Annotated in this window: 16 protein-coding genes; 4 read left to right on the forward strand and 12 right to left on the reverse strand. The window is 68.9% G+C overall.

The window, feature by feature from the left end; genetic code table 11:
• Positions 1-8: 8 nt before the first annotated feature.
• Entirely contained in the window at positions 9-1,574 is a 1,566-nt protein-coding gene (locus YM304_RS14325) for a DUF5719 family protein (RefSeq protein WP_015442416.1), read from the reverse strand.
• Positions 1,571-5,092 (reverse strand): glycosyltransferase, encoded by a 3,522-nt coding sequence (locus YM304_RS14330; protein WP_162142076.1) that lies wholly within the window; start codon positions 5,090-5,092, stop codon positions 1,571-1,573. The genes YM304_RS14325 and YM304_RS14330 overlap by 4 nt, the downstream gene beginning before the upstream one ends.
• Positions 5,093-5,177: 85 nt before the next feature.
• Between YM304_RS14330 and YM304_RS14335 the strand changes: the two genes are divergently transcribed.
• Together YM304_RS14335 and YM304_RS14340 are read left to right on the forward strand one after the other, a co-directional pair.
• Positions 5,178-5,375, forward strand: coding sequence for a hypothetical protein (locus YM304_RS14335; protein WP_162142077.1), 198 nt, complete (start codon positions 5,178-5,180; stop codon positions 5,373-5,375).
• A 45-nt stretch (positions 5,376-5,420) separates the two neighbouring features.
• Positions 5,421-6,857, forward strand: a complete 1,437-nt coding sequence (locus YM304_RS14340; RefSeq protein WP_015442419.1) for a lipopolysaccharide biosynthesis protein — start codon at positions 5,421-5,423, stop codon at positions 6,855-6,857.
• 79 nt (positions 6,858-6,936) lie between these two features.
• On the opposite strand, the gene gmd is transcribed toward YM304_RS14340, so the two are convergent.
• Positions 6,937-7,923 (reverse strand): GDP-mannose 4,6-dehydratase, encoded by a 987-nt coding sequence (gmd, locus tag YM304_RS14345; protein WP_015442420.1) that lies wholly within the window; start codon positions 7,921-7,923, stop codon positions 6,937-6,939.
• Between the two features lie 87 nt (positions 7,924-8,010).
• Between gmd and YM304_RS14350 the strand changes: the two genes are divergently transcribed.
• Positions 8,011-9,132 (forward strand): glycosyltransferase family 4 protein, encoded by a 1,122-nt coding sequence (locus tag YM304_RS14350; protein WP_015442421.1) that lies wholly within the window; start codon positions 8,011-8,013, stop codon positions 9,130-9,132.
• On the forward strand, positions 9,129-10,103 hold the full coding sequence (gene cofD / locus YM304_RS14355; RefSeq protein WP_015442422.1) for a 2-phospho-L-lactate transferase: 975 nt from the start codon (positions 9,129-9,131) through the stop codon (positions 10,101-10,103). The genes YM304_RS14350 and cofD overlap by 4 nt, the downstream gene beginning before the upstream one ends.
• Here the strand turns inward: cofD and YM304_RS14360 are convergent.
• The 9 genes from YM304_RS14360 to rfbD form a co-directional block, all read right to left on the reverse strand.
• Entirely contained in the window at positions 10,086-11,006 is a 921-nt protein-coding gene (locus YM304_RS14360; protein ID WP_015442423.1) for an NAD-dependent epimerase/dehydratase family protein, read from the reverse strand. The genes cofD and YM304_RS14360 overlap by 18 nt on opposite strands.
• A 50-nt stretch (positions 11,007-11,056) precedes the next feature.
• Positions 11,057-12,055: a sugar phosphate nucleotidyltransferase gene (locus YM304_RS14365; protein ID WP_015442424.1), complete on the reverse strand. Its 999-nt coding sequence runs from the start codon at positions 12,053-12,055 to the stop codon at positions 11,057-11,059.
• Positions 12,055-12,999, reverse strand: a complete 945-nt coding sequence (locus tag YM304_RS14370; protein WP_154723468.1) for a hypothetical protein — start codon at positions 12,997-12,999, stop codon at positions 12,055-12,057. Before YM304_RS14370 ends, YM304_RS14365 begins: the two co-directional genes overlap by 1 nt.
• Positions 13,000-13,053: 54 nt before the next feature.
• Positions 13,054-14,325, reverse strand: a complete 1,272-nt coding sequence (locus tag YM304_RS14375) for a glycosyltransferase family 4 protein (RefSeq protein ID WP_231897595.1) — start codon at positions 14,323-14,325, stop codon at positions 13,054-13,056.
• On the reverse strand, positions 14,322-15,524 hold the full coding sequence (locus YM304_RS14380) for a glycosyltransferase family 4 protein (RefSeq protein ID WP_015442427.1): 1,203 nt from the start codon (positions 15,522-15,524) through the stop codon (positions 14,322-14,324). Before YM304_RS14380 ends, YM304_RS14375 begins: the two co-directional genes overlap by 4 nt.
• Positions 15,521-16,615, reverse strand: coding sequence for a glycosyltransferase family 4 protein (locus YM304_RS14385; protein WP_041298325.1), 1,095 nt, complete (start codon positions 16,613-16,615; stop codon positions 15,521-15,523). Before YM304_RS14385 ends, YM304_RS14380 begins: the two co-directional genes overlap by 4 nt.
• Before the next feature lie 115 nt (positions 16,616-16,730).
• Positions 16,731-17,294, reverse strand: coding sequence for a mismatch-specific DNA-glycosylase (locus YM304_RS14390; protein ID WP_015442429.1), 564 nt, complete (start codon positions 17,292-17,294; stop codon positions 16,731-16,733).
• Positions 17,295-17,301: 7 nt separating this feature from the next.
• The gene (locus tag YM304_RS14395) at positions 17,302-19,068 is read right to left on the reverse strand and encodes a PEP-utilizing enzyme (protein ID WP_015442430.1); all 1,767 of its coding nucleotides are present in this window, start codon (positions 19,066-19,068) and stop codon (positions 17,302-17,304) included.
• A 55-nt stretch (positions 19,069-19,123) separates the two neighbouring features.
• Positions 19,124-19,975, reverse strand: a complete 852-nt coding sequence (rfbD, locus tag YM304_RS14400; RefSeq protein WP_015442431.1) for a dTDP-4-dehydrorhamnose reductase — start codon at positions 19,973-19,975, stop codon at positions 19,124-19,126.
• Positions 19,976-19,997 lie beyond the last annotated feature (22 nt).

Raw genomic sequence — 19,997 nt, forward strand, 5'->3', positions numbered from 1 at the left:
TGCCGCACTCAGTTGCTGGCGGGCAGCAGGAACGAGCCCGATCGGCCCTCGAGGTCGCCGCCACGGGGCAGCAAACGCTCGACGAAGACACGACTCGTCGACGAGACGATCAGTTCCTGGCCGAGCACGTCCGGGTCGACCAGGTCGATCGTGATGATCGAACCCGGCGCCAGCGGGATCTCCGACAGACTCGGCACGACCGACGGACCGCCGGGGCCGACGGCTTCGACCGTGACCGTGGCGTCGGACTGGTCGATGTTGTAGACGACGAGCGCCTGTTCGGTGGCCACGGTCGGGCCGACACCCATGTGCCACACGCTCGCGACGTACCCGTCGGGCCGGGGCGGGGCACCCATCACGACCGAGGTGGCAACGGATTCACCGGCCGGACGGGTGAGTACCCGTTCGACCACGATCGACGGCTGCGCCAGCGTCGAGAACACCGTCGAGTGACGGCCGAGCGGAATCTCGCCGATCGCCGTCGCGAAGTCGACGAACTCGCCGTCGCCACTGCCATCGTCACCGGCCTCGTCGCCGTCCACCGGGGTGAACGCGTCGTCGCCGGCCAGCGGACCGGTGATGGTGGGGTCGGCGTACGGGTCGAACACGACCACACGCCGTGGCCCGATCACGATCGGGTCGAGATCTTCGACGCCGGCATCGAGCGGCAGACCACCGAAGAACACGGTGACCTCGACGTCGTCGTCGGTCGGGTTGTAGATCGAGTAGGTCTCGCTGATCCCGTCGTTGCGTTCACCATCGGCGAACCACCACTGGTCGCGAAGTTCGGGCGCTGCCAGCGAGACGTCATACCCGAGTCGTCCGCCTCCGACGTAGTGCTGTGCCCGTCCGACGACGAGACGACCGGCGGTCGCCTCGACCGACACGGCGATGATCGGTTCGTCACGAGCACCGAGCTCGGCGATCGGGATGGTCCGAACCGTGCGCGGGAGCACGGTGAAGCCCTTGAACTGACCGGGTTGCGACTCTCGCTCTTCGGTCGAGAACCGGAGGTTCGCCACCACCGGCTCGTCGAAGGGGTTGGTGAGCACCAACGTGTCGATGCTGCCGTCGACGGTGAACCCGTCGGCCAGATACCACGTCGGTGACGTGTCGTTGGAGCACGCGGCGACCGAGTTGCCCGCCGGATGGTTGGCGATCTGTTCGACGAAGCCGCCGCCGCCGTCGATCTCGACGACGATGCTGGCGAACGCGGTCGGGTCGGGCACGGTCGCGTCGACGTCGATGCGGGTCTGCGCCCACGGTCCGACGCTGAACTCCCGGTCGGCGACCACACCGTCATCGGTGAGGATCATGTAGCGCCCGACGAGCTGAGCGTCGTCGCGGTTCGACACCACCACGCTGCCACCGACACCGGCTTCGCCGGTCGCCGGAACTCCGGGGCAGAACCAGCTGCCGGTGAGGCTGCCGGAGGCGCCGACCGCCGGCATCCAGGTGCCGCCGGTCTCGGAGAAGAACGGTGTGGGTGCGGGGTCGGTGTCGCGGCCGATCAACACGATGCCGATCATCGACACGACCAACAGGATCGCTGCGGGGAACGCTCGACGGCTCATGCCGGTACCTCCGGATCGTCATCGGATCCATCGTCATCCGGCGCACCGGGTGCGGCTGGTGCGGAACCGTCTGTGACGTCGGCCGCTGGTGCCGCGTCGACCGCGTCGGCATCGATCGCGAGATCGACACCGCTCTCACGCTCGGCGGCGAACTCTTCCTCGATCGCCGTCACCGACTCGGCCACGACCGCGTCGGCATCCGGGTCGCCATCCGGATCGAAGCCCGGATCGGCGATCACACCGATCGACCCGGTCATGTCGAGCCCGGGGTCGAGACCGACGGGAAGCGGGCTGGCAGCGTCGTCGAGCGAGATCAAGGTCTCGTCGTCGATCGCGGCCACTCGTCGACGTGCCAACGGCACCGAGACCCGCATGGCAGCGAACAGAGCGAGGAGCCAGAGCACGATCTGGACGCCGACCAGCAGCGACCGGGAGCCCGGCGACTCGTACGAGAGGGTGCCGACGCCCGGTTCGGTGATGTCGAACGCGGTCGTCACGCCGAACGCTCGGCGGGGTTCGATGTCGACGCCGTCGACGGTGAGCTTCCAGTTCGAGTCGTACGGCACCGCCAGGTGCAGGGTTCCGACCTCAAGGTCGTCGACGGCCTCCGACAGGTGATCGCTCGTGACGAAGGCCGGCGTCGCGTTGGTCAGGTCGGCTCGAACCAGCGACACGTCGCCCGCCGACGTGCTCGCCTCGGCGGTCGGGCCGGTCAGCAGCGACACCGTCGGCAGCCAGGCGCTGTTCTGGTAGACGTCGACCGTCGGCAGGTCGGGGAACGCGACGACGTCGAGTTGCTCGTCGATCGCGTCGCTCAGACCGAGCGGCGGTGTCAGCGGATCGGCCGGCGTGGAGATCACACCGTCGAACTTCGGCACGACGACGAACCGGATGCCGAGCGGAGCGAGCAACCGACCCGCACGCTGGGTCGATCCGGCAGCGATCTGGTCGAGGGCGTCGACGATGATGTCGTCACCACGCGTCGACGGTGCCGCCCACCGATCTCGCACGTCGAGGCCGTCGTCGCTGAGCACGTTGTACGAGATGCCGTCGCGGTACTCGGTTCCCTGGAGCGGGAGGATCCGGGCGTCGCCGAGAACCAGCACGTTGAAGTCACCGTCCCCGTCGGTGTCGTCGACATCGGGCAGCGTGCGGTCGATCAGATCCGCGAGCGTGGTGGTCGGAGCGTTCCACGACCCGTCACCGATCGAGTAGACACCGGGTGCCAGGCCGATGAGCACCGCCGTGCTGGCGAGCAACCCGAGCGGCTGGCGCCAACCGAACGTGCCGCCGCGAACGTCGAGGTCGAACGCCGCGAGCGCCGCGGCGGCCGACACCGCGAGCCCGACGGCGATCGGGGCCAGGAGCACACCCGCCTCGGGTGCGGCGACGGGCAGGCTCCCGCGGTCGGCGAGCACAGCGAGTACACCGAAGGTGACGACGATCGCCGCCGAGCGGATCGCCCACGTGAGGCGCCAGGCTCGCCCGAGCAGTACCGCCGCGAGGACCGGCAGGTAGAGCGCGAGGCCGAGGTAGGCGAAGTCGGTCGGACCGACCTCGAACGCGGCGAGTGCACCGAGTCCGCGTCCAGGATCTCCGATCGGCGTCGGCCCCGAGATCGACTCCCACGACCACGACGTGATCCACGGGAGGTTGAGCACGGCACCGACCAGAACCGCGAGGCATCCGAGCCCGCCGTACTGTGCAGCGGTGCGCCACGGCGCGAGCGCCAGCAGGGACGACAGCGCGAGCAGGATCGCGATGACCAACGCGACGATCAGCATCGCCGGTGTGAACGCGGCGGCCAGCGCGACCACGATGCCCGCCTGGAGCGTGCGACGAAGTCGTTCGGGCCACGAGAGTTCGAGCAGACCGTCGGCCAGATCGCTGGTGGCGGTGTCGGGATCGGCGGTGGCCACACCGACGGCGCGGCGCAGCGTGTGGATGATCCACGGCGCCGACGCGTAGGCGACCAGCGTGTCGATCGAACCGATCGCCATGGCGCCACCAACCAGCGGGCTGGCGGCGTAGACGAGCAGCGCCGCGATCCGGGCGCGCGTCGAGGGGAACACCGTGGCCAGCTTCCACAGCCCGGTGAGCCCGACGACGACCAGTCCGAGGATGAAGATGGTGTGCAGCAGCCCCATGCGGAACAAGGTCACGGTCGACAGCACCGACAGCGTGCCCCAGCCCGTCGGATTCGGTGAGGTCGCTCCGAGGCCGTTCGGGTTCCAACCGTTGGTGTAGCTGCTCAGCAGTTCACGCGGGCTCTCGGGGAACGCCAGGAACTCGCCCACCGTCGGGATGCCCTCGGCGAACCACGAGCGACTCCCGAAGGCCAGCGCCACCAGCACACCGACCCAGGCGAAGACCGGCGCCGTCGTGCTCTGACGCCAACGACGGACGTTGTTCTCGGCACCGACGAACGTGGAGGTCTCACGGCTCCGGAGGAACGAGGCGAGTCGTGCGCTGCCGCGTTGCTGCAGCCCGAGCACCTCGCGTTCGGGCACCTGACGGACCCCGGCGATCGCACGGCGACGGCTGATGATCGACGGGATGCGCGGAACGAGACCGACCAGCGCTCGCAGCGATGCGACCGCCGAGCGGAACCGACCGGTGAAGAGACCGACCACGAGTTCGACGAGGGTGAGCACCACCAGCTCGAGGAGCCGCCCGGGAAGCCTCGCCCGACCGGTGAGCGTGACGACCGTGCGCACGCGATTGCGGGCGGCGCGCGTCTGGCTCGCCAGATCGGGACGCCGTTCGGCGAACTCGCCCCGATGGCGGACCTTCGCCGTGGGGGCCACGACGACGCGAGCGCCGCTGTGGTGCGCTCGCCAGCAGAGTTCGAGGTCTTCGCCGGAGAAGTCGATGTCGGGGTCGAAACCTCCGAGCTCGCGGAACAGGTCGGCTCTGGCCAGGAAGAACGCCGACGGCAGCACGAACACGTCGCGCACGCCGTCGTGCTGCTCCTGATCGACCTCGCCTTCCTCGATCGGCTGATCGATCTCACCGAATCGGTCGGAACCGAGCCCGACGGTCTGCAACCGGCTCGGGTCGTCCCAGTCGACGATCTTCGGGCCGACGAGTCCGGCGTTCGACCGGTAGAGCTCCTCGACGAGCAACCGGACCGCATCGGGCTCGGGAGCGACGTCGTCGTGGCAGAACAGGAAGAACCCGTTCTGACCTTCGACGAGCCGCAGCACCTCGTTGGCGGCGGCACCGAAACCGGGGTTGGCACCGAGCGACCGGACGAAGGCCTTCGGCAAACGCATCTTGATGACGGTCTCGATGTGCGACTCGAGCGCGATGCTGCCCGTGTCGTCGTTGTTCGCCGACATCTCCGACGCCGCCTGTTGTTGCGCGGCGACCGACGACTCGGTCAGCAGGAACAGGAAGCGAAGGTTGGGATAGTCCTGGGCGGCGAACGCGCCGAGCGTCTCCTCGAACCATTCCCCCGGTTCGTGCACGACGACGACCGCCACGACCGGCGGTGCGTGCTGAGACTCTGGTTCCACGATCAAGCGAGGTTAGTGGTGCCGACCTCGGCAAACCGGGCACCCCGACGCCGGTAGCGTGTGTCACATGGCCACGTTTCCGTCGGTGGATCTCACGAATTTCGACCTCGCTCCAACGGTGCGCACCATTCGGTCGATCGGCGGCGCCGTGTCGAGTACCGCTGCCGACAACGCCAAAGAGGTCACCTACACCGCCGTCGGGCTCGGCGTACTCGCCTATCAGCGTCTCCAGGTCCGTCGCCGTGAGATCGAACGCGCACTGCGCGACCTCGACGAGCGCTGAGCGACACGCGTCACGCCCGGGCACAGCGATAGCCTCCCTTCTTCCGTGACGAGCCAATCCACCAGCCCGAGCGCGCCGAGTCGGAATCGCCTTCCGGTTCCCGAGGGCACCATTCCCGTCGGCATCGCGCTCATCATCGCGGGCGTCGCGACGTACGCGTTCTTCCTCGTCGGCAAGAGCGCCGTCGGCGGCGACGAACAGTTCGAGCCGATCGTCTCGCTGTGGTTCGCGACGTTCGCGCTGGCACCTGGCTTCTTCCTCCCGCTCGAACAAGAACTCGGCCGAGCGCTCGCGCAGCGACGGGCGGTCGGTGACGGCACCAAGCCGGTCATCCAGAAGGTCGTCCGGTTGAGCATCATGCTCGTTGCGGTGATCGTGCTGGCGATTCTCGCCGCCAGTCCGCTGATCGCGAGCGACTACTTCGACGGCGACTCGATCATGGTCCTTGCGCTGATCGCCACGTTCATCGCGTACGCCCCGGCGCACCTCGCTCGCGGCGTGTGTTCCGGCAGCGGCCGCTTCCGTGACTACGCGATCATCATGGGTTCCGACGGTGTCGTGCGGATCATCCTCTGTGTGCTGCTCGCCGCCGTGGGCATCAAAGCCGCCGGCGCCTACGGGTTCGCGGTCGCCGTGTCGCCGCTGTTCGCGGTCGCCTACGTGTGGCGCCGAGGCGCACTCGAACCGATCGCTCGCCGCCTCCGGCCCGCCACACCCCCACTGCCGGAGGCCGCTGGCCTCACCGACGCCGACGCCCGCCACGACGGCGGCGCGGTCGAGGAGTTCGACGACGGCTCCCCCGCCGACTGGAACGAGGTCACCCCCAACCTCGGCTGGCTGCTCCTCGGTTCGGTCTTCGCGGCATCGTTGCTCAACGCCGGCCCGATCACCGCGAGCCTCCTCGCCGCCGACAACGAAGGCGGCTTCGTCACCCGTTTCTCGTACGGCGTGCTGCTCGCCCGTGTGCCGCTGTTCCTCTTCCAGGCGGTGCAGGCCGCGCTGCTCCCCGGTCTCAGCCGCATGGCGGCGCAGGGCCAGCTCACCGAGTTCCGCACCGGTCTGAAGAAGCTGATGTACGTCGTGCTCGCGGTCGGCGTCATCGGCACCTCGGGAGCGTTCGTCCTCGGTCCGCTGGCGATCGAGATCGTGTACGACGCCGAGCTCACCGGTCGCACGCTCGCCATGCTCGCCCTCGGCAGCGCCTGCTACATGATGGCGCTGGCGTTCGCACAGGCGGTGATCGCGCTCAAGGGCCATGCACTGGTCGCAGCCGGATGGGGCATCGGCGTGGTCACGTTCGTCGTGGTCACCTGGCTGGCGAGCGACGAACTCTTCCGCCGCATCGAGATCGGACTGCTGGCGTCGTCGGTCGCCGCGCTGATCACGTTCGCCGTGGCCCTTCGCTCACGTCTGCGTTCGGGCGTCATCCCCGACCAGGCCTCGGTGATGGAAGCCATCACCGACCAGCCGTTCGAGAGCTGAACCGCCCATCAATTGGTGTCAGACACCGTCAACCGGTGTCAGACACCAGTTGACCGTCTCCGGCGTGGCGGCCGGCGGGCTAGAGGCCGGCTTTGGCTTTTTCGAGGGCGAGGTCGTTCTCGACCATCATCTTGACCAACGCAGGGAAGTCGACCTCGGGCTCCCAGCCCAGCTTCTCCTTGGCCTTCGAGGCGTCGCCGATGAGCAGATCGACCTCGGCGGGCCGGAAGAACTTCGGGTCCTGTCGGACGTACTTCTGCCAGTCGTCGATACCGACCTCGCCGAACGCCCGCACGACGAGCTCTTCGATCGAGTGCGTCTCGCCGGTCGCGAGGACGTAGTCGTCGGGCTCGTCTTGCTGCAGCATGAGCCACATGCCCTTGACGTAGTCGCCGGCGTAGCCCCAGTCGCGCTTCGAGTCGAGGTTGCCCATCACCAGTTCGTGTTGCAGACCCAGGCTGATGCGAGCAGCCGCGTTGGTGACCTTGCGGGTGACGAACTCGATACCGCGCCGCGGTCCCTCGTGGTTGAACAGGATGCCCGACGAGGCGTGCAGGCCGTACGACTCCCGGTAGTTGACGACGATGTCGTGGCCGAACACCTTGGCGCAGCCATACGGCGAACGGGGGTGGAACGGCGTCAACTCGGTCTGCGGGGTCTCGCGTACCTCGCCGAACATCTCGGACGACGACGCCTGGTAGAACCGGATCGGGTTGTCTCGGGTGCCGCCGACCATGCGGATCGCCTCGAGCATGCGCAGCACGCCCAACCCGGTGATGTTGGCCGTGAGCTCGGCTTGCGAGAACGAGAGCGCCACGAAGCTGATCGCACCCAGGTTGTACACCTCGTCGGGCTGCGCCTGCTGCAGCGCCGCGACGAGCGACGGCAGGTCGGCGAGGTCTCCCGAGATCAACTCGACGAACGGCATCTCCTCCTGGAGCTTGCTCGCCCGAGGGTTGTTCTGCCCCTTGATCATCCCGTAGACGTCGTAGCCCCGACCGTGCAGGAACTCCGCGAGGTGCTGGCCGTCTTGGCCCGTGATTCCGGTGATGAAGGCGCGTGGCATAGGGCCGGGAGTCTAGGAGGGGGATCACCCGAGCACTGTCTCGGCCGTGGTCGGGAGCCGGCCGGGTCGAACGGTACGATCCTCGTCGTGGTCACCGTGGCGATCGACGAGGGCCCGCTCCACGGGCCTCGGACAGGTGTCGGCAACGCGGTCGACTGGTTGCTCCGGTCGCTCGACGAGTCCGGCTCCGACCTCACACTCGCCCCGTATCTCACGTCGACACGCGCGACGGTCACTCCCCCGACACGCCGCCTCCCACTCCCGGCCGCAGCGGCACATCGCCTGTGGGCCAAGGCGTCGTGGCCCAAGCTCGACCGCTGGCTCGGACGCCCCGACGTCGTCCACGGGACCAACTACGTCGTTCCTCCGACCCGCTGCCCGAGCATCGTGTCGGTCTACGACTGCTGGTTCCTCGACCACCCCGGCGACGCGGATCCGGTGGTCGCTCGGGCCGGCGAGGTGCTGACCGCCTCGATCGGCCGCGGCACTCACGTCGTCACCTCGTCGCAGGCCACTGCCGACCGTGTACGTGACCTGTTCGACACCGATCGCGTGTCGGTCATCCACCTGGGGCCGCCGCTCGCAACGCTCGACGAACCGCCGGCCGGAGCGGCCTCCGAACCACCCGCCGCCCCTCCCCGTCTCGCCGGCCTCGACAGCACGCCCTTCGTGCTGAGCCTCGGCACACTCGAACGCCGCAAGAACGTCCCGAAGCTGCTCGACGCCTTCGCACGGGTCGCCGCCGAGCACCCCACGGTGCGGTTGGTGATCGCGGGCGGAGCGGGCGACGACGCAGCGACGATCGACCGCACGATCGAGTCGCTCGACGCGGCGGTGACCGACCGCATCCATCGCCTCGGCCGGGTGAGCGACGTCGAGAAGCGCTGGCTCCTGGCCGAGGCACGAGCGCTGGCCTACCCGTCGCTCGACGAAGGCTTCGGCTTTCCGATTCTCGAAGCGCAGCTCGCCGGCACCGCCGTGGCCGCCTCGTCGGCCGGCTCGATCCCCGAGATCGCCGGCACCGGGGCATTGCTGAGCCCGCCCAACGACGCCGACGCCCTGGCCGCCAATCTCCACTGGATCGTCACCAGCGACCGTCGGCACGACGAACTCGTCGCCAAGGGCCACGCCAACGCCGACCGATTCTCGTGGACGACCACATCCGCCGCCTACCTCGACCTCTACCGGAAAGTCGCGAACGACGCATGAGCACCAGCACCGACCGCATCGCCGTCATCTCGGGTGGCGTCGGCGCCGCCAGATTCCTCCGTGCCGTCATCTCGGCGGTCGACCCCGAACGCATCGACGCCGTCGTCAACACCGGCGACGACACCGTGTTGCACGGTCTGTCGATCTCCCCCGATCTCGACACGGTCACGTACACGCTGGCCAACGCGATCGACCCGGTACGCGGCTGGGGCCTCGTCGACGAGACCTGGACGGCGATGGCCGCCCTCGAGCGGTACGAGGAGGTGCGCCCGGACGGATCGAGCGCCGCTCCTCGCTGGTTCGGGCTCGGCGACCAGGACCTGGCCACGCACTTCTATCGCACTGCTCGACTCGCGGAAGGTGCCACCCTCACCGAAGTGACCGAGGAGATACGGCGAGCGTGGACCGTGCCGATCCGGCTGATTCCGATGTCGGACGAGCGATGCTCCACGATGGTCACGCTGGCCGACGACGGTACGGAGGTGTCGTTCCAGGACTACTTCGTGCGACTCCACCACTCGGTACCGGTGTCGAGCGTCCGCTTCGACGGCGAGGCCGACCTGGGCCCCTCGGCTCACGATGCGATCGCGTCGGCGTCGGTGGTGATGATCGCGCCCTCCAACCCGCTCGTGTCGATCGGACCGATCCGGTCGCTCCCCGGAGCAGAGGACCTGCTGGCATCACGCCGCGACGACTGCGTCGCGATCTCGCCGATCGTCGGTGGGGCGGCGCTCAAGGGCCCGGCCGACCGGATGCTCACCGAGCTCGGCCACGAGCCGACGGTGGTCGGCGTCGCACGGCTCTACGCGCCGATCGCGAGCGTGCTCGTGATCGACCCCGCCGACGCCGCGCTCGCCGACGCGGTCGAAGCCGAAGGCCTACGCTGCGTGGTGCAACCCTCGATCATGTCGGAGCCCCAGGTCGCCTACGACCTGGCGATGGCGGCGTTGCACTCAGTCGGAGCCGGCTGATCGCAGGCGGGCGAGTCCCGTCGCCAGGTCGGTCCACGGCGACCAGCCCAGATGGATCCGCGCCCGCACGGGCGACACCGCGAACCGAGGAAGATCGTCGCTCGCCGGGGGCGCCGTCTCGGGCGGGAGCCCGGCGCCGCCGCTCACCAGTGTCCAGAGCTCGCGCACCGTGGTCTGCTCGCCGGTGCCGATGTTGATGACCAGCCCGCTCCCCCGCTCGCCGGCTCGCACGAGTGCGTCGACCACGTCGTCGACGTAGATCAGATCGCGACTCTGGCGACCGTCGCCATGGAACGTCGGTGCCACTCCGGTCGACGCGGCGTGATGGAACGCGGCGACCACACCGCCGTCCGGACGCTGTCGGGGGCCGTACACCGTCGCCAGCGCCATCGCGCTGAACTCGATCATGTCGCGCTCGCGGTACGTCGACATCAGGTCGACCACCGCTCGCGCCACGACACCGCGCACGCCGCGAGGAGCGAGTTCGCTCTCCTTGATCGGCAGCGCCGACGCAGGTGGCTGCCCGTAGAGCGACGAGGCCGGCACGGCGGCAACGACCTTGGCCACGCCATGACGTCGCGCCGCTTCCATGGTCGCCAGCGCAGCGTCGAAACCGCGGCCCTGGCTTCTCGCCGACCGATCGGCACGCGAGAAGAGCGCCAACTGGTAGACCAGCGCGGGTCGCCGCATGCCGAACAGCGAGTCGGCTTCGTCGGAGAGCGCGTCGAGATGATGGATCTTGAGCTGTCCGCCGGTCGAGCTCATCGCCCGAGCGTCGGCCAGGTTGCCGAGCGTGCCGGTCGACAGGTCGTCGATCACATCGACGGTGTGCCCCTCGGCGAGGAGCCGATCGACGAGGTGTGAGCCGATGAAGCCGGCACCTCCGATCACCACGATGTTCATCGAAGCAAGCTACTTCCGTCGGGTTCGAGAACCCGCCCCGACGACCGGGGTCAATCGACTTCGGGCAGGGTCGAGTACGCCAGGTGATCGTCGTCGTCGAGCGTTCCGTCGGCACCGATGATCGACTCGATCACCGTGGCATCGGCGCCAACGCGTCCCATGATCAGCGACGACTCCACCTGCGCTCGAGCACCGATGTGAGCGCCCGGCAAGATGACCGAATCGACCACGGTCGTACCGGCCTCGATTCTCGCTCCGGCACCGACCAGCGTGTTGGTCACGGTCGCCGCCGGGTCGACGTCGGCCCCGGGGGCGAAGGCCTCGGCGGATTCGTGGACGCGGCGGCCACCGAGCAGGTCGAGGTTCGCCGCCCGGTAGAGGTCGGGCACGCCGGCATCGATCCAGTAGTCGTCGGTCGAGTGTCCGAACATGCCGCCGTCGGCGACGATGCTGGGGAACGTCTCACGCTCGATCGACACGCGGACTCCCGACGGGATCCGAGCGAGCACCGAGGGCTCGAACACGTACGTACCGGCGTTGATCAGGTTGCTCGGTTCGGTTCCGCGCGCCGGCTTCTCGACGAACTGGCGGATCGATCCGTCGTCGGCTATCTCGACGACACCGAACGCCGACGGGTCGTCGACACCGATGAGGTGCACGGTCGCTTCGGCGCCGGCTGCGCGGTGTGTGGCGACGAGGCCGGCGACGTCGAGGTCGGTCATGACGTCGCCGTTGGCGACGACGAACGTGTCGTCGATCCCTGCCGCTTCTGCGGCGAACCGGATCGCCCCGGCGGTGTCGAGGGGTTCGGGTTCGACCGCGTAGGTGAGCGAGACGTCACCGCATCGGCCGTCGGGGAACGCTTCGATGAACGGCTCGGGCTTGAACCCGAGCGCCAGGACGACGTCGGTGACGCCACCGCGAGCGAGCCGGTCGATGAGTCGGGCGATCATCGGGCGATGACCGACCGGCAGCATCGGCTTGGGCACCGTGTTCGTCAGCGGCCGCAGACGGGTGCCGAAGCCGCCGACGAGGACGACGGCGCGCATCAGGAATCGGCGTCGGTCGTGGCCGGTTCGTCGGCCGCATCCGTCGTCGCCGGCTCCTCGGAGTCGGCATCGCCGGCGTCGGTGGTGGCCGGTTCGTCGGCGTCATCGGTGTCGTCGACGGCGGGGCCGACGTCGTCGGGCGTCAGTTCTTCACCGTCGTCGGTGGTGATGTTGCCGTCTTCGTCGACGTTGGCACCGGGGAACAACTCGTTGCTGCTCAGCTGACCGCCGTCGATCTGCGCTCGCTCCTCGAGTTCGGGCGCCCACGGCGGCATCGTGACGTCTTCGTCGTCGGTGACGAAGGCGATCGCCACGACCATGGCGTCTTGATCGAGTCGGATGTTGTCGTAGTCGGCGATCACGGTGTCGCCGCTGTCGGTGTCGGAGAAGTTCTCCCACACGACGGCCTTGAGTTCGCCCGTTTCACCGTTGCACTCGGTCTCACCGTTCTCGAACACGCCGTCTTCCTGCTGGTACGGCAGGAACGGGCGCTGTTCTTCGGGGAACTCGAGCTTGGTGGTGCTGATGTCGACGTCGTACACGTCGAGGAACACGCCGAGGCGGGCGCGGCTCCCGATCGACACCGACGAGAACGGGTGCCAGTGGATGATGCCGTCGTCGTGGCTGTGGATGCCGCTGCGGGCGTACTGCACGTTGGTCGGGCGACCGTTGACGTCGAGCGCCTCGCCGTCACCTTCGAGCTGGAACCACGTGTCACAGAGGTAGAAGCCGTACACGTGGTGCCAGTGGTCGTCGATCCGCGGCGCCGACGCATCGGCCGCCGGGCGGCTCTGGCGCGCGTAGATCACCAGCGCGAGTCCGAGGACGATCACGATGGCAACGGCCATGGGGAACAACGTTCCGCCCTGGAAACGGACCTTCTGCCCCTTGCCCTTCTGAGCAAGACGAGCGGCCTTCTTGGTTGATGACGAGGAGGGTGCCACGGATCGGCAGGCTAGCGGGGGCGGCGCACAAAGGCAGGTCGCCCGTCGGAGTTGTCAGCGCCGCAAACGCTCGATCAGCGTGCTGTACATCTCGCCGACCGCCGCCGGAGAGGCGTTGGCGACCACCCAGTCTCGCCCGCCCGCACCGGCGCTACGAGCTGCATCACCGTCGTCGATCATGGCGCGGAGTGCCGCGATGAACGACGCAGCGTCGTCGGGAGGTACCGCCACACCGCCACCCGACTCCTCGAGCATCACCGGAACCGCCGTGTCCGGGTCGATCGCCGCGACGACCGGCCGCCCTGCCGCCATGATCGAGTAGGTCTTCGACGGCACCGACACCCGGCCGAGACCGGCCTTGAGCGGCACCACGTGCACGTCACCGGTCGCGAGTAGTTCGCCGAGTCGGTGCGCTTCGATGTATCCCGCGAAGTGCAGGTTGTCGAGGTGCGACCCCGCTGCTTCGAGCGAGGCCCTGGCAGCGCCGTCACCGTTGATCAGGAACGTCACGTCGGGCATCGCCTCGGCGGCCGCCAGGACCAGGTCGAGCGACTGGGAGAACCCGACGTTGCCCCCGTAGAGCACGACCGGACCGTCGCCGAGCCCGAGTTCGGCCCGGTACGGCGTCGCCCGATCGCCGGGCTGGATCGCCTCGGTGTCGACGAAGTTCGGGATCACGTGCACCGACGCGTGATGACGGTCGGCGAGCTTGCCCCGGACGTTGTCGGCGAGGTCGATCGACAGCACCGTGACCGCATCGGCCAACCGGTAACTCCATCGTTCGAGCATCTTCGCCGCGCCGATCACGGTCCGGTTGGTGATGGCGCCCGTCTCGATCGCGGCATCGGGAAACACGTCTTGGATGTTGAAGATCGTCGACGAACGCCGGAGGCGTGCGACGAGCCACCCGGTGATGCCGAGGGTGAGCGGCGGCGACATCGCGATGACACAGTCGGCCCGCCGGAACCAGCCTCCGGCTCGCAGGCCGTGGAGACCGGCGAGCGCGGAGTAGGCGACGAAGCCTGCGGCTCGCCGCGGCAGATTCGACTTGTCGCCACCGGGGAACGGGTGCAGACGGGTGATCGACCCCCACGCGGTGTCTTCTCGTCGCACGAGCTTGCCGGTCCAACCGGCCTCGATCTCGTGGTTGCGATACCACGGCAGCGACGTGACGACGTGGACTCGGTGACCGCGTTCGACGAGTTCGTCGACGATGCGGGTCATCACGGTGCCGGTCGGCGCGTTGTCGGGCGCGAAGTGCGGGCAGAGGACGATGACGCCGACGCCCGTGTCGGGCGCCGCAGCGCTGGTGTGCGGCACGGTCACGCGTCGATGGTCGCTGCGAGTCGGTAGGCCTGCGCCAAGCCCTCCCCCGACTTCGCCGAGGTGAACTGTGCGGCTCGCCGACGACCGGCGGCGCGCATGTCGGACGCGTTGGCCGCGACGTGATCGAGTGCTCCGGCCCAGGCGTCGACCTCGCGCGGCAGGACCAGTGCCGCGTCGCCGACGACTTCGGCGAGCGCGGCCTGGTCGGAACAGACGACCGGTGTGCCCAGGGCCATGGCTTCGACGACCGGCGCTCCGAACCCTTCGTACTCGCTCGGGAACACCAGGGCGTCGGCGAGGCTGACCAGGCCGTCGCGGTGGCTGTCGGGCACGCGCCCCGGACGTACGACCCGGCGCTGCAGGTCGAGCTTCTCGATCATCGCCATGACGTCGGCGTCGGCGACCCCGGCGCCACCGAGCATCACCAACCGCAGGTCGGGATCGTCCCAGTACCGGCGCATCACCTCGAGCAGGAACAGGTGGCCCTTGTGAGGGTGTGTGATCGCCGGGAACACGATGACTCGTCCGCTTCCGAGGCCGTAGTCACGACGCAGTTCGAACTCGCTGGGAGCCCCGGAACCGATCGTCGGCTCGACGCCGTGGCGGACGACGACGACCCGCGACGGGTCGATCGAGAACCGATCGACGACGGTCGAGCGCACGTACTCGGTCGGCACGGTCACGACGGAGGCGCGGGCGACCGATCGGGGCATGACCGCTCGGAGGTACTTGAGCTTCGTCGCACTCGTGTACTCCGGGTAGGTCTCGTACTGCAGGTCGTGAACGGTGAGCACGATCGGGCCGCCACCGAGACGCGGCGCCGTGCCGCCACCGTGGTGCACGATGTCGGCCGACCGAGTACGCCGCGCAAGCCAGGTGTGTTCGGCGAACACGCGTCGGGGCCGATCGGTCCCGGTGATCTTGGCGGTGACCATCGGGTACAACCGGGCGAGCTCGGGATGTGCATCGACGAACGCCGGGAGGCAGTAGATGGTCGGAACGAACTCGGCGGGTTGCGATGCGAGGCCGAGGAGCTGTCGCACGAGGTACTGCTCGGAACCGCCGACCTCACCGGGCACGCACCACAGCAGGTTGACGCCGACGTTGGTGGCCGACAGCCGAGCGCCGACGGCCGGTGCGCCGCTCGGCGCGTCGAAATCGTCGGGCCGCTGCTCGTCGATCACGGTCGGGTCGGTCATGATGCCACCTCACGGTAGACCGCCAACGTGCGTTCGGCGGCCACACCCCACGTCATTTCTGCGGCTCGTCGCCTCCCGCGCTCGACCATCGCCTCCGAATCGTCGAGCGCCGTGGCGATGCCCGCCTCGATCGACTCGACGTCGAACGGATCGACGAGGACGGCGGCGCCACCGGCGACCTCCTCGGTGGACGTGCCCCGACTGGTCACCACCGGGCACCCTCGGGCCATCGCTTCGAGCACCGGCAGACCGAATCCCTCCCGCTCACTGGGGTAGGCGAAGACCGTGGCGGCGGCGTAGAGCGCGTGGAGTTCGTCGTCGGTCCGGAATCCGACGAAGCGCACGTCGGCGTCGGTCGACACCTCGACGTCGCCCCACCCGTCGGCGCCGCAGACGACGAGCGGCAACGCATCGTCACAGGTGCGTTGGATCGCGGCCATCGCCTCGGAGAGCCGCCGGAGGTTCTTGCGCGGCTCGATCGTGCCGACGAACAACACGAACCGCTCGGGGAGGTCGAGCGCCTGCCGCACCCGCGCCACGGCGTCGTCGTCGATCACGACGTTCGCGTCGACGCCGAGGGGCACGAGTCGCAACCGGTCGGCAGCGACGCCGAGGTCGACGAGGTCGTCGAACGTCGCCTGGCTCGAACACACGATCTTGGCCGCCCGGCGCCGCATGACGGCGAGGCTGCGCTGCATCACCCGCGCTCCGTGTTTCGTGAACTTCTCGGGGCTGTGCACGAACGCGACGTCGTGCAGGGTCACCACGAGTGGGCTGGCGGTCGCCGCCGGGATCAGCCCGGTCGCGTGCACGACGTCGACGGCGCCGGTGACCGACTCGACCTTGGGCCAGTTGAGGCGGGTCCATGCCTCGTAGAGCCACGGGCGTGCGAGGGGCAACATCGCGACCGGACCGCCGGGAACGTACGGAGGGCGAGGCGGGACGGGATGCTTGCCCGCGACGAAGCGCAGGTCGACGTCGTCACGGCGGAGGAGTTCGTCGGCCACCGCGAGCGCTGCGACCGCTGTGCCGCCCGGCGTGTCGTGCCAACACTGCTCGACGGCATAGGCCACGCGGATCGGAGCGCTCACCGTTGCAGTCTGGCAGTTGCGAGTCCGAATGATCGCGACGACGTCGTCGCAGGCTGCTCACCACGTCGGACCCGACCACCGTCGACGTCGGCCCGGCTGCCGCGATCGGGTGAGTTCAGATGACGCCGGCGGCGCGCGCTGCCTCGGCGTACTTCGCTGCAAGCGTCTCGACCGTTTCGTGGGCGTTGAGTCCGCTGGGATTCGGCACGAGCCACAAACTGCTTCCCTCGAAACCGTCGGGCTGCTCCCCCATCACCGCTCGCGGTTGACGAAAGGCGGTCCGGAACGCCGTGATACCGGCCACGGCGACGACCACGGGGCGGTGCTCGCGGACGAACCGACGAAGCGTTTCGCCGCCTTCGCGCAGTTCGTCGGCGGTGAGCTCGCTCGCCTTCGCCGTCGCCCGGTGCGCGACGTTCGTGATGCCGATGCCACGCTCGAGCAGATGGCGACGATCGACGTCGGACATCCCGCGGCCGCGATCGATGTCGCGTTCGATGATCCCCGCGAGCGACAGCGCCGGGTAGAAGCGGTTGCCGGGGTGAGCGAAGTGCGTGGCGGTCGCCGCCGTCCAGAGGCCGGGGTTGATCCCGACGAACAACAGCTTCAGGTCGGGGCCGACGAGATCGTCGACGTGTGAACCGATGTACGACTCGAGTTCGGCGCGCGTGAATCCCATGACGTCGCTAGTCGGGCAGGGCGATGATCGTGACCGTGCCGGCACCACCGTCGACTTCGATCAGTGCTCCGTCCGGGATCCGGCGCGTGGCGTCCTGCACCGAGATGGCGCACGGGATGCCGAGTTCTCGGCTCACGATGACGGCGTGACTCATCGAGGCGCCGACGTCGACGACCACCGCGTCGGCGGGCACGAACAACGGGGTCCAGCTCGGGTCGGTGAGCGGGGCGACGAGGACGTCACCGGGTTCGAGTCCTCGGGGGTCGCCGGGGTGCAGCACCACGCGAGCGATCCCGCGGGCGACGCCGGCACACCCGCCGAGCCCGGTGATGGTCTCGCCGACCACGACCGGTTCGAGCTGGTTGGAACGAAGCTCCCACTCGCTGATCGGCGGAATCGTGCCGTCGAAGTAGAACGGCGGGATGCGCTCGGCGAGTTCGGCGTGCACGCGGCGCCGCTCGGCGATCGTGTCGCTGAACGATCCGGGATCGGCCACGTAGTCGTCGAGTTCTTCCTCGATGAGATACCAGAGGTCGCCGCGCTCGCCGCCCGACTTGGCCGCGAGGCGCCGGTCGAGTTCCTGGCTGCCGAGTCGTGCACCGTGGATCGCCTTGACGATCGTCGTCTTCGCCCGCTCTCGCGCCTGCATGTGGAACCGAGCCGAGCGGAGCACGCGGGCGAACATCTTGCGCGTGGGCCAGCGCAGCTGCGACAGCACGTCGGCTTCGAGTGCCGCTCGTTCGGCAGCGAGCCGCTCGTGTTGCACGGTCGGAGCGTGCGATTCGTCGGTGAGCCGCATCCGGTCGATGAGGACGAGCGCGAGTTCGGGGTCGGTCTCCCACGTGTCGAACGCCGTGTCCCACTCGTTCGGGCCGCGCGAACCGAACTCGTCGAGAAAGGCACCGAACCGGGACTCGAACGCCGCCACGTCGCCGGCGTCGTCGTCCCGCAATCGCTCCACGATCCCTGCCACGCCTCGATCGAAGTGCGCCGTGAGCGTGGGCGACGAGCGGATCATCCGGCCGAGGTCCCACATGGCTGCCGACGGCGCCGCCGAGTCGACGTCGCCGAGTCCCGACATCAGGCGGGTCGCGATCGTCGGGTCGCCGAGTTGCTTCTCGCACATCTGGGTGAGCAGTGCCATCAGCGCACCGGCCCCGAACGACACGACGAGATGGGTCTCGAACCAGCCGCTGAAGCGCTCGATCAACTCGGCGGTCGAGGAGCCTCGCAGTTCGAGATCGGATGCCGTCTCACGGTCGGGCACCGACGCGAGGTACTCGGCGATTTCGGCCTCGTCGGCGTCGAGTTCGGGGATCTCGGTCCGCCCGGTGAGCTTCAGGATGTATCGGAGTCCGGCCAGCGACGCGCGGAGGTTCTTCTCGCCCGGCAGCGGGACGTGCGGGGGCGGGTCGCCCGCACCGAGAAAGCCCTGGTCGGCATCCAGCGCATCGCCTCCGGGAACGCGGGCCGCCGCGCGCCGTTGGATGCTGAGGTTGAGGTACGCGTAGCCGCCGAACACGCCGCTCCCGACCGCCGTGCTCAGAGGAATGCCGTCGAGTTCGTCGGGGCGGATCAGGCCACTCGTGAGGATGGCCCGACGCATCGCTCGCTCGCTCGCCTCCTGCGCGATCGAGAAACTGAGCGGCCGGTACACGAGGGGATACACCTCACCGGCGTTGCCGCGCGTGTAGATCGGGAACCGGTCGCTTGCGTCGGTACCCACCCAGACGCCGTCACCCGATTGCTCACCGACACGTTTCCACGGACCCATGCGGAGACGGTAGCCCGTCGCCGCGAACGCCTGAGCAGGGGCGCCGCTCGGGTCGTCAGAGGCGCTCGACGAGTTCGAGCAACGGCTCGCGATGATGTCGCAGCGGGCTGTTGCCGAGCGCCACCCACCGAGCGTTGTCGAGCACGCTGTTCGCCGGTCGCGGTGCCGGGCGCGGTGGGTCGAGCTCGTCGGTCGCGATCGGGCTGACGAGGCCGGGGTCGTAGCCGGAGGCTTCGAGGATCTCGGCGACGAACTCGTACCAGCTGACCGCGCCACCGTTGGTGAGGTGGAGCACGCCGCCCGGGCGTTGACCGGCGACGGCGACAAGGGCCTCGGCGAGGTCGGCGGTGAACGTCGGGCAGCCGCGCTGATCGTCGACGAACGCCATCGGGTTGCCGGCGGCCCCGAGCCGGCGGACGAGCTTGACCATGTTGTTGCCGTGTTCTCCGCACACCCACGACGCGCGCACGACGGTTGCGGCATCGCCCAACACGTCGCGAGCCGCGAGTTCACCGGCGAGCTTCGAGCGGCCGTAGACCGACTGTGGGTTCGTGGCGTCGTCGTCGCGGTACGGCCGGTCGAGGCGGCCGTCGAACACGTAGTCGGTGCTGATGTGGATCAGATGGGCGCCGACATCGGCACACGCCTGCGCGAGTCGGCGGACGCCGTACTCGTTCACCTCGTGTGCGGCCTCGACATCGGTTTCGCATGCGTCGACGGCGGTGTAGGCCGCGCAGTTGACCACCACGTCGGGGCGCGTCGCCGCGATCCCGTGCTCGACCGAGTCGGCGTCGGCGAGGTCGAGTTCGGCACGGGCGAGGCCCGTCACGTCGGCACCGGATGCGGTGAACGCCGCGACGGCGTCGGATCCGAGTTGACCTGCTGCTCCTGTCACCGTGACTCTCACGCTGGCAGGCTAGGCGCCGGGG

Source organism: Ilumatobacter coccineus YM16-304, from assembly GCF_000348785.1.
GTDB lineage: Bacteria > Actinomycetota > Acidimicrobiia > Acidimicrobiales > Ilumatobacteraceae > Ilumatobacter_A > Ilumatobacter_A coccineus.

Excerpts from the sequence above, each read along its gene's own strand:
- YM304_RS14325 (WP_015442416.1), bottom strand. The coding sequence starts at position 1,574 with ATGAGCCGTCGAGCGTTCCCCGCAGCGATCCTGTTGGTCGTGTCGATG.
- gmd (WP_015442420.1), bottom strand. The coding sequence starts at position 7,923 with ATGCCACGCGCCTTCATCACCGGAATCACGGGCCAAGACGGCCAGCAC.
- cofD (WP_015442422.1), top strand. The coding sequence starts at position 9,129 with ATGAGCACCAGCACCGACCGCATCGCCGTCATCTCGGGTGGCGTCGGC.
- YM304_RS14360 (WP_015442423.1), bottom strand. The coding sequence starts at position 11,006 with ATGAACATCGTGGTGATCGGAGGTGCCGGCTTCATCGGCTCACACCTC.
- YM304_RS14365 (WP_015442424.1), bottom strand. The coding sequence starts at position 12,055 with ATGCGCGCCGTCGTCCTCGTCGGCGGCTTCGGCACCCGTCTGCGGCCG.
- YM304_RS14380 (WP_015442427.1), bottom strand. The coding sequence starts at position 15,524 with ATGACCGACCCGACCGTGATCGACGAGCAGCGGCCCGACGATTTCGAC.
- YM304_RS14390 (WP_015442429.1), bottom strand. The coding sequence starts at position 17,294 with ATGGGATTCACGCGCGCCGAACTCGAGTCGTACATCGGTTCACACGTC.
- YM304_RS14395 (WP_015442430.1), bottom strand. The coding sequence starts at position 19,068 with ATGGGTCCGTGGAAACGTGTCGGTGAGCAATCGGGTGACGGCGTCTGG.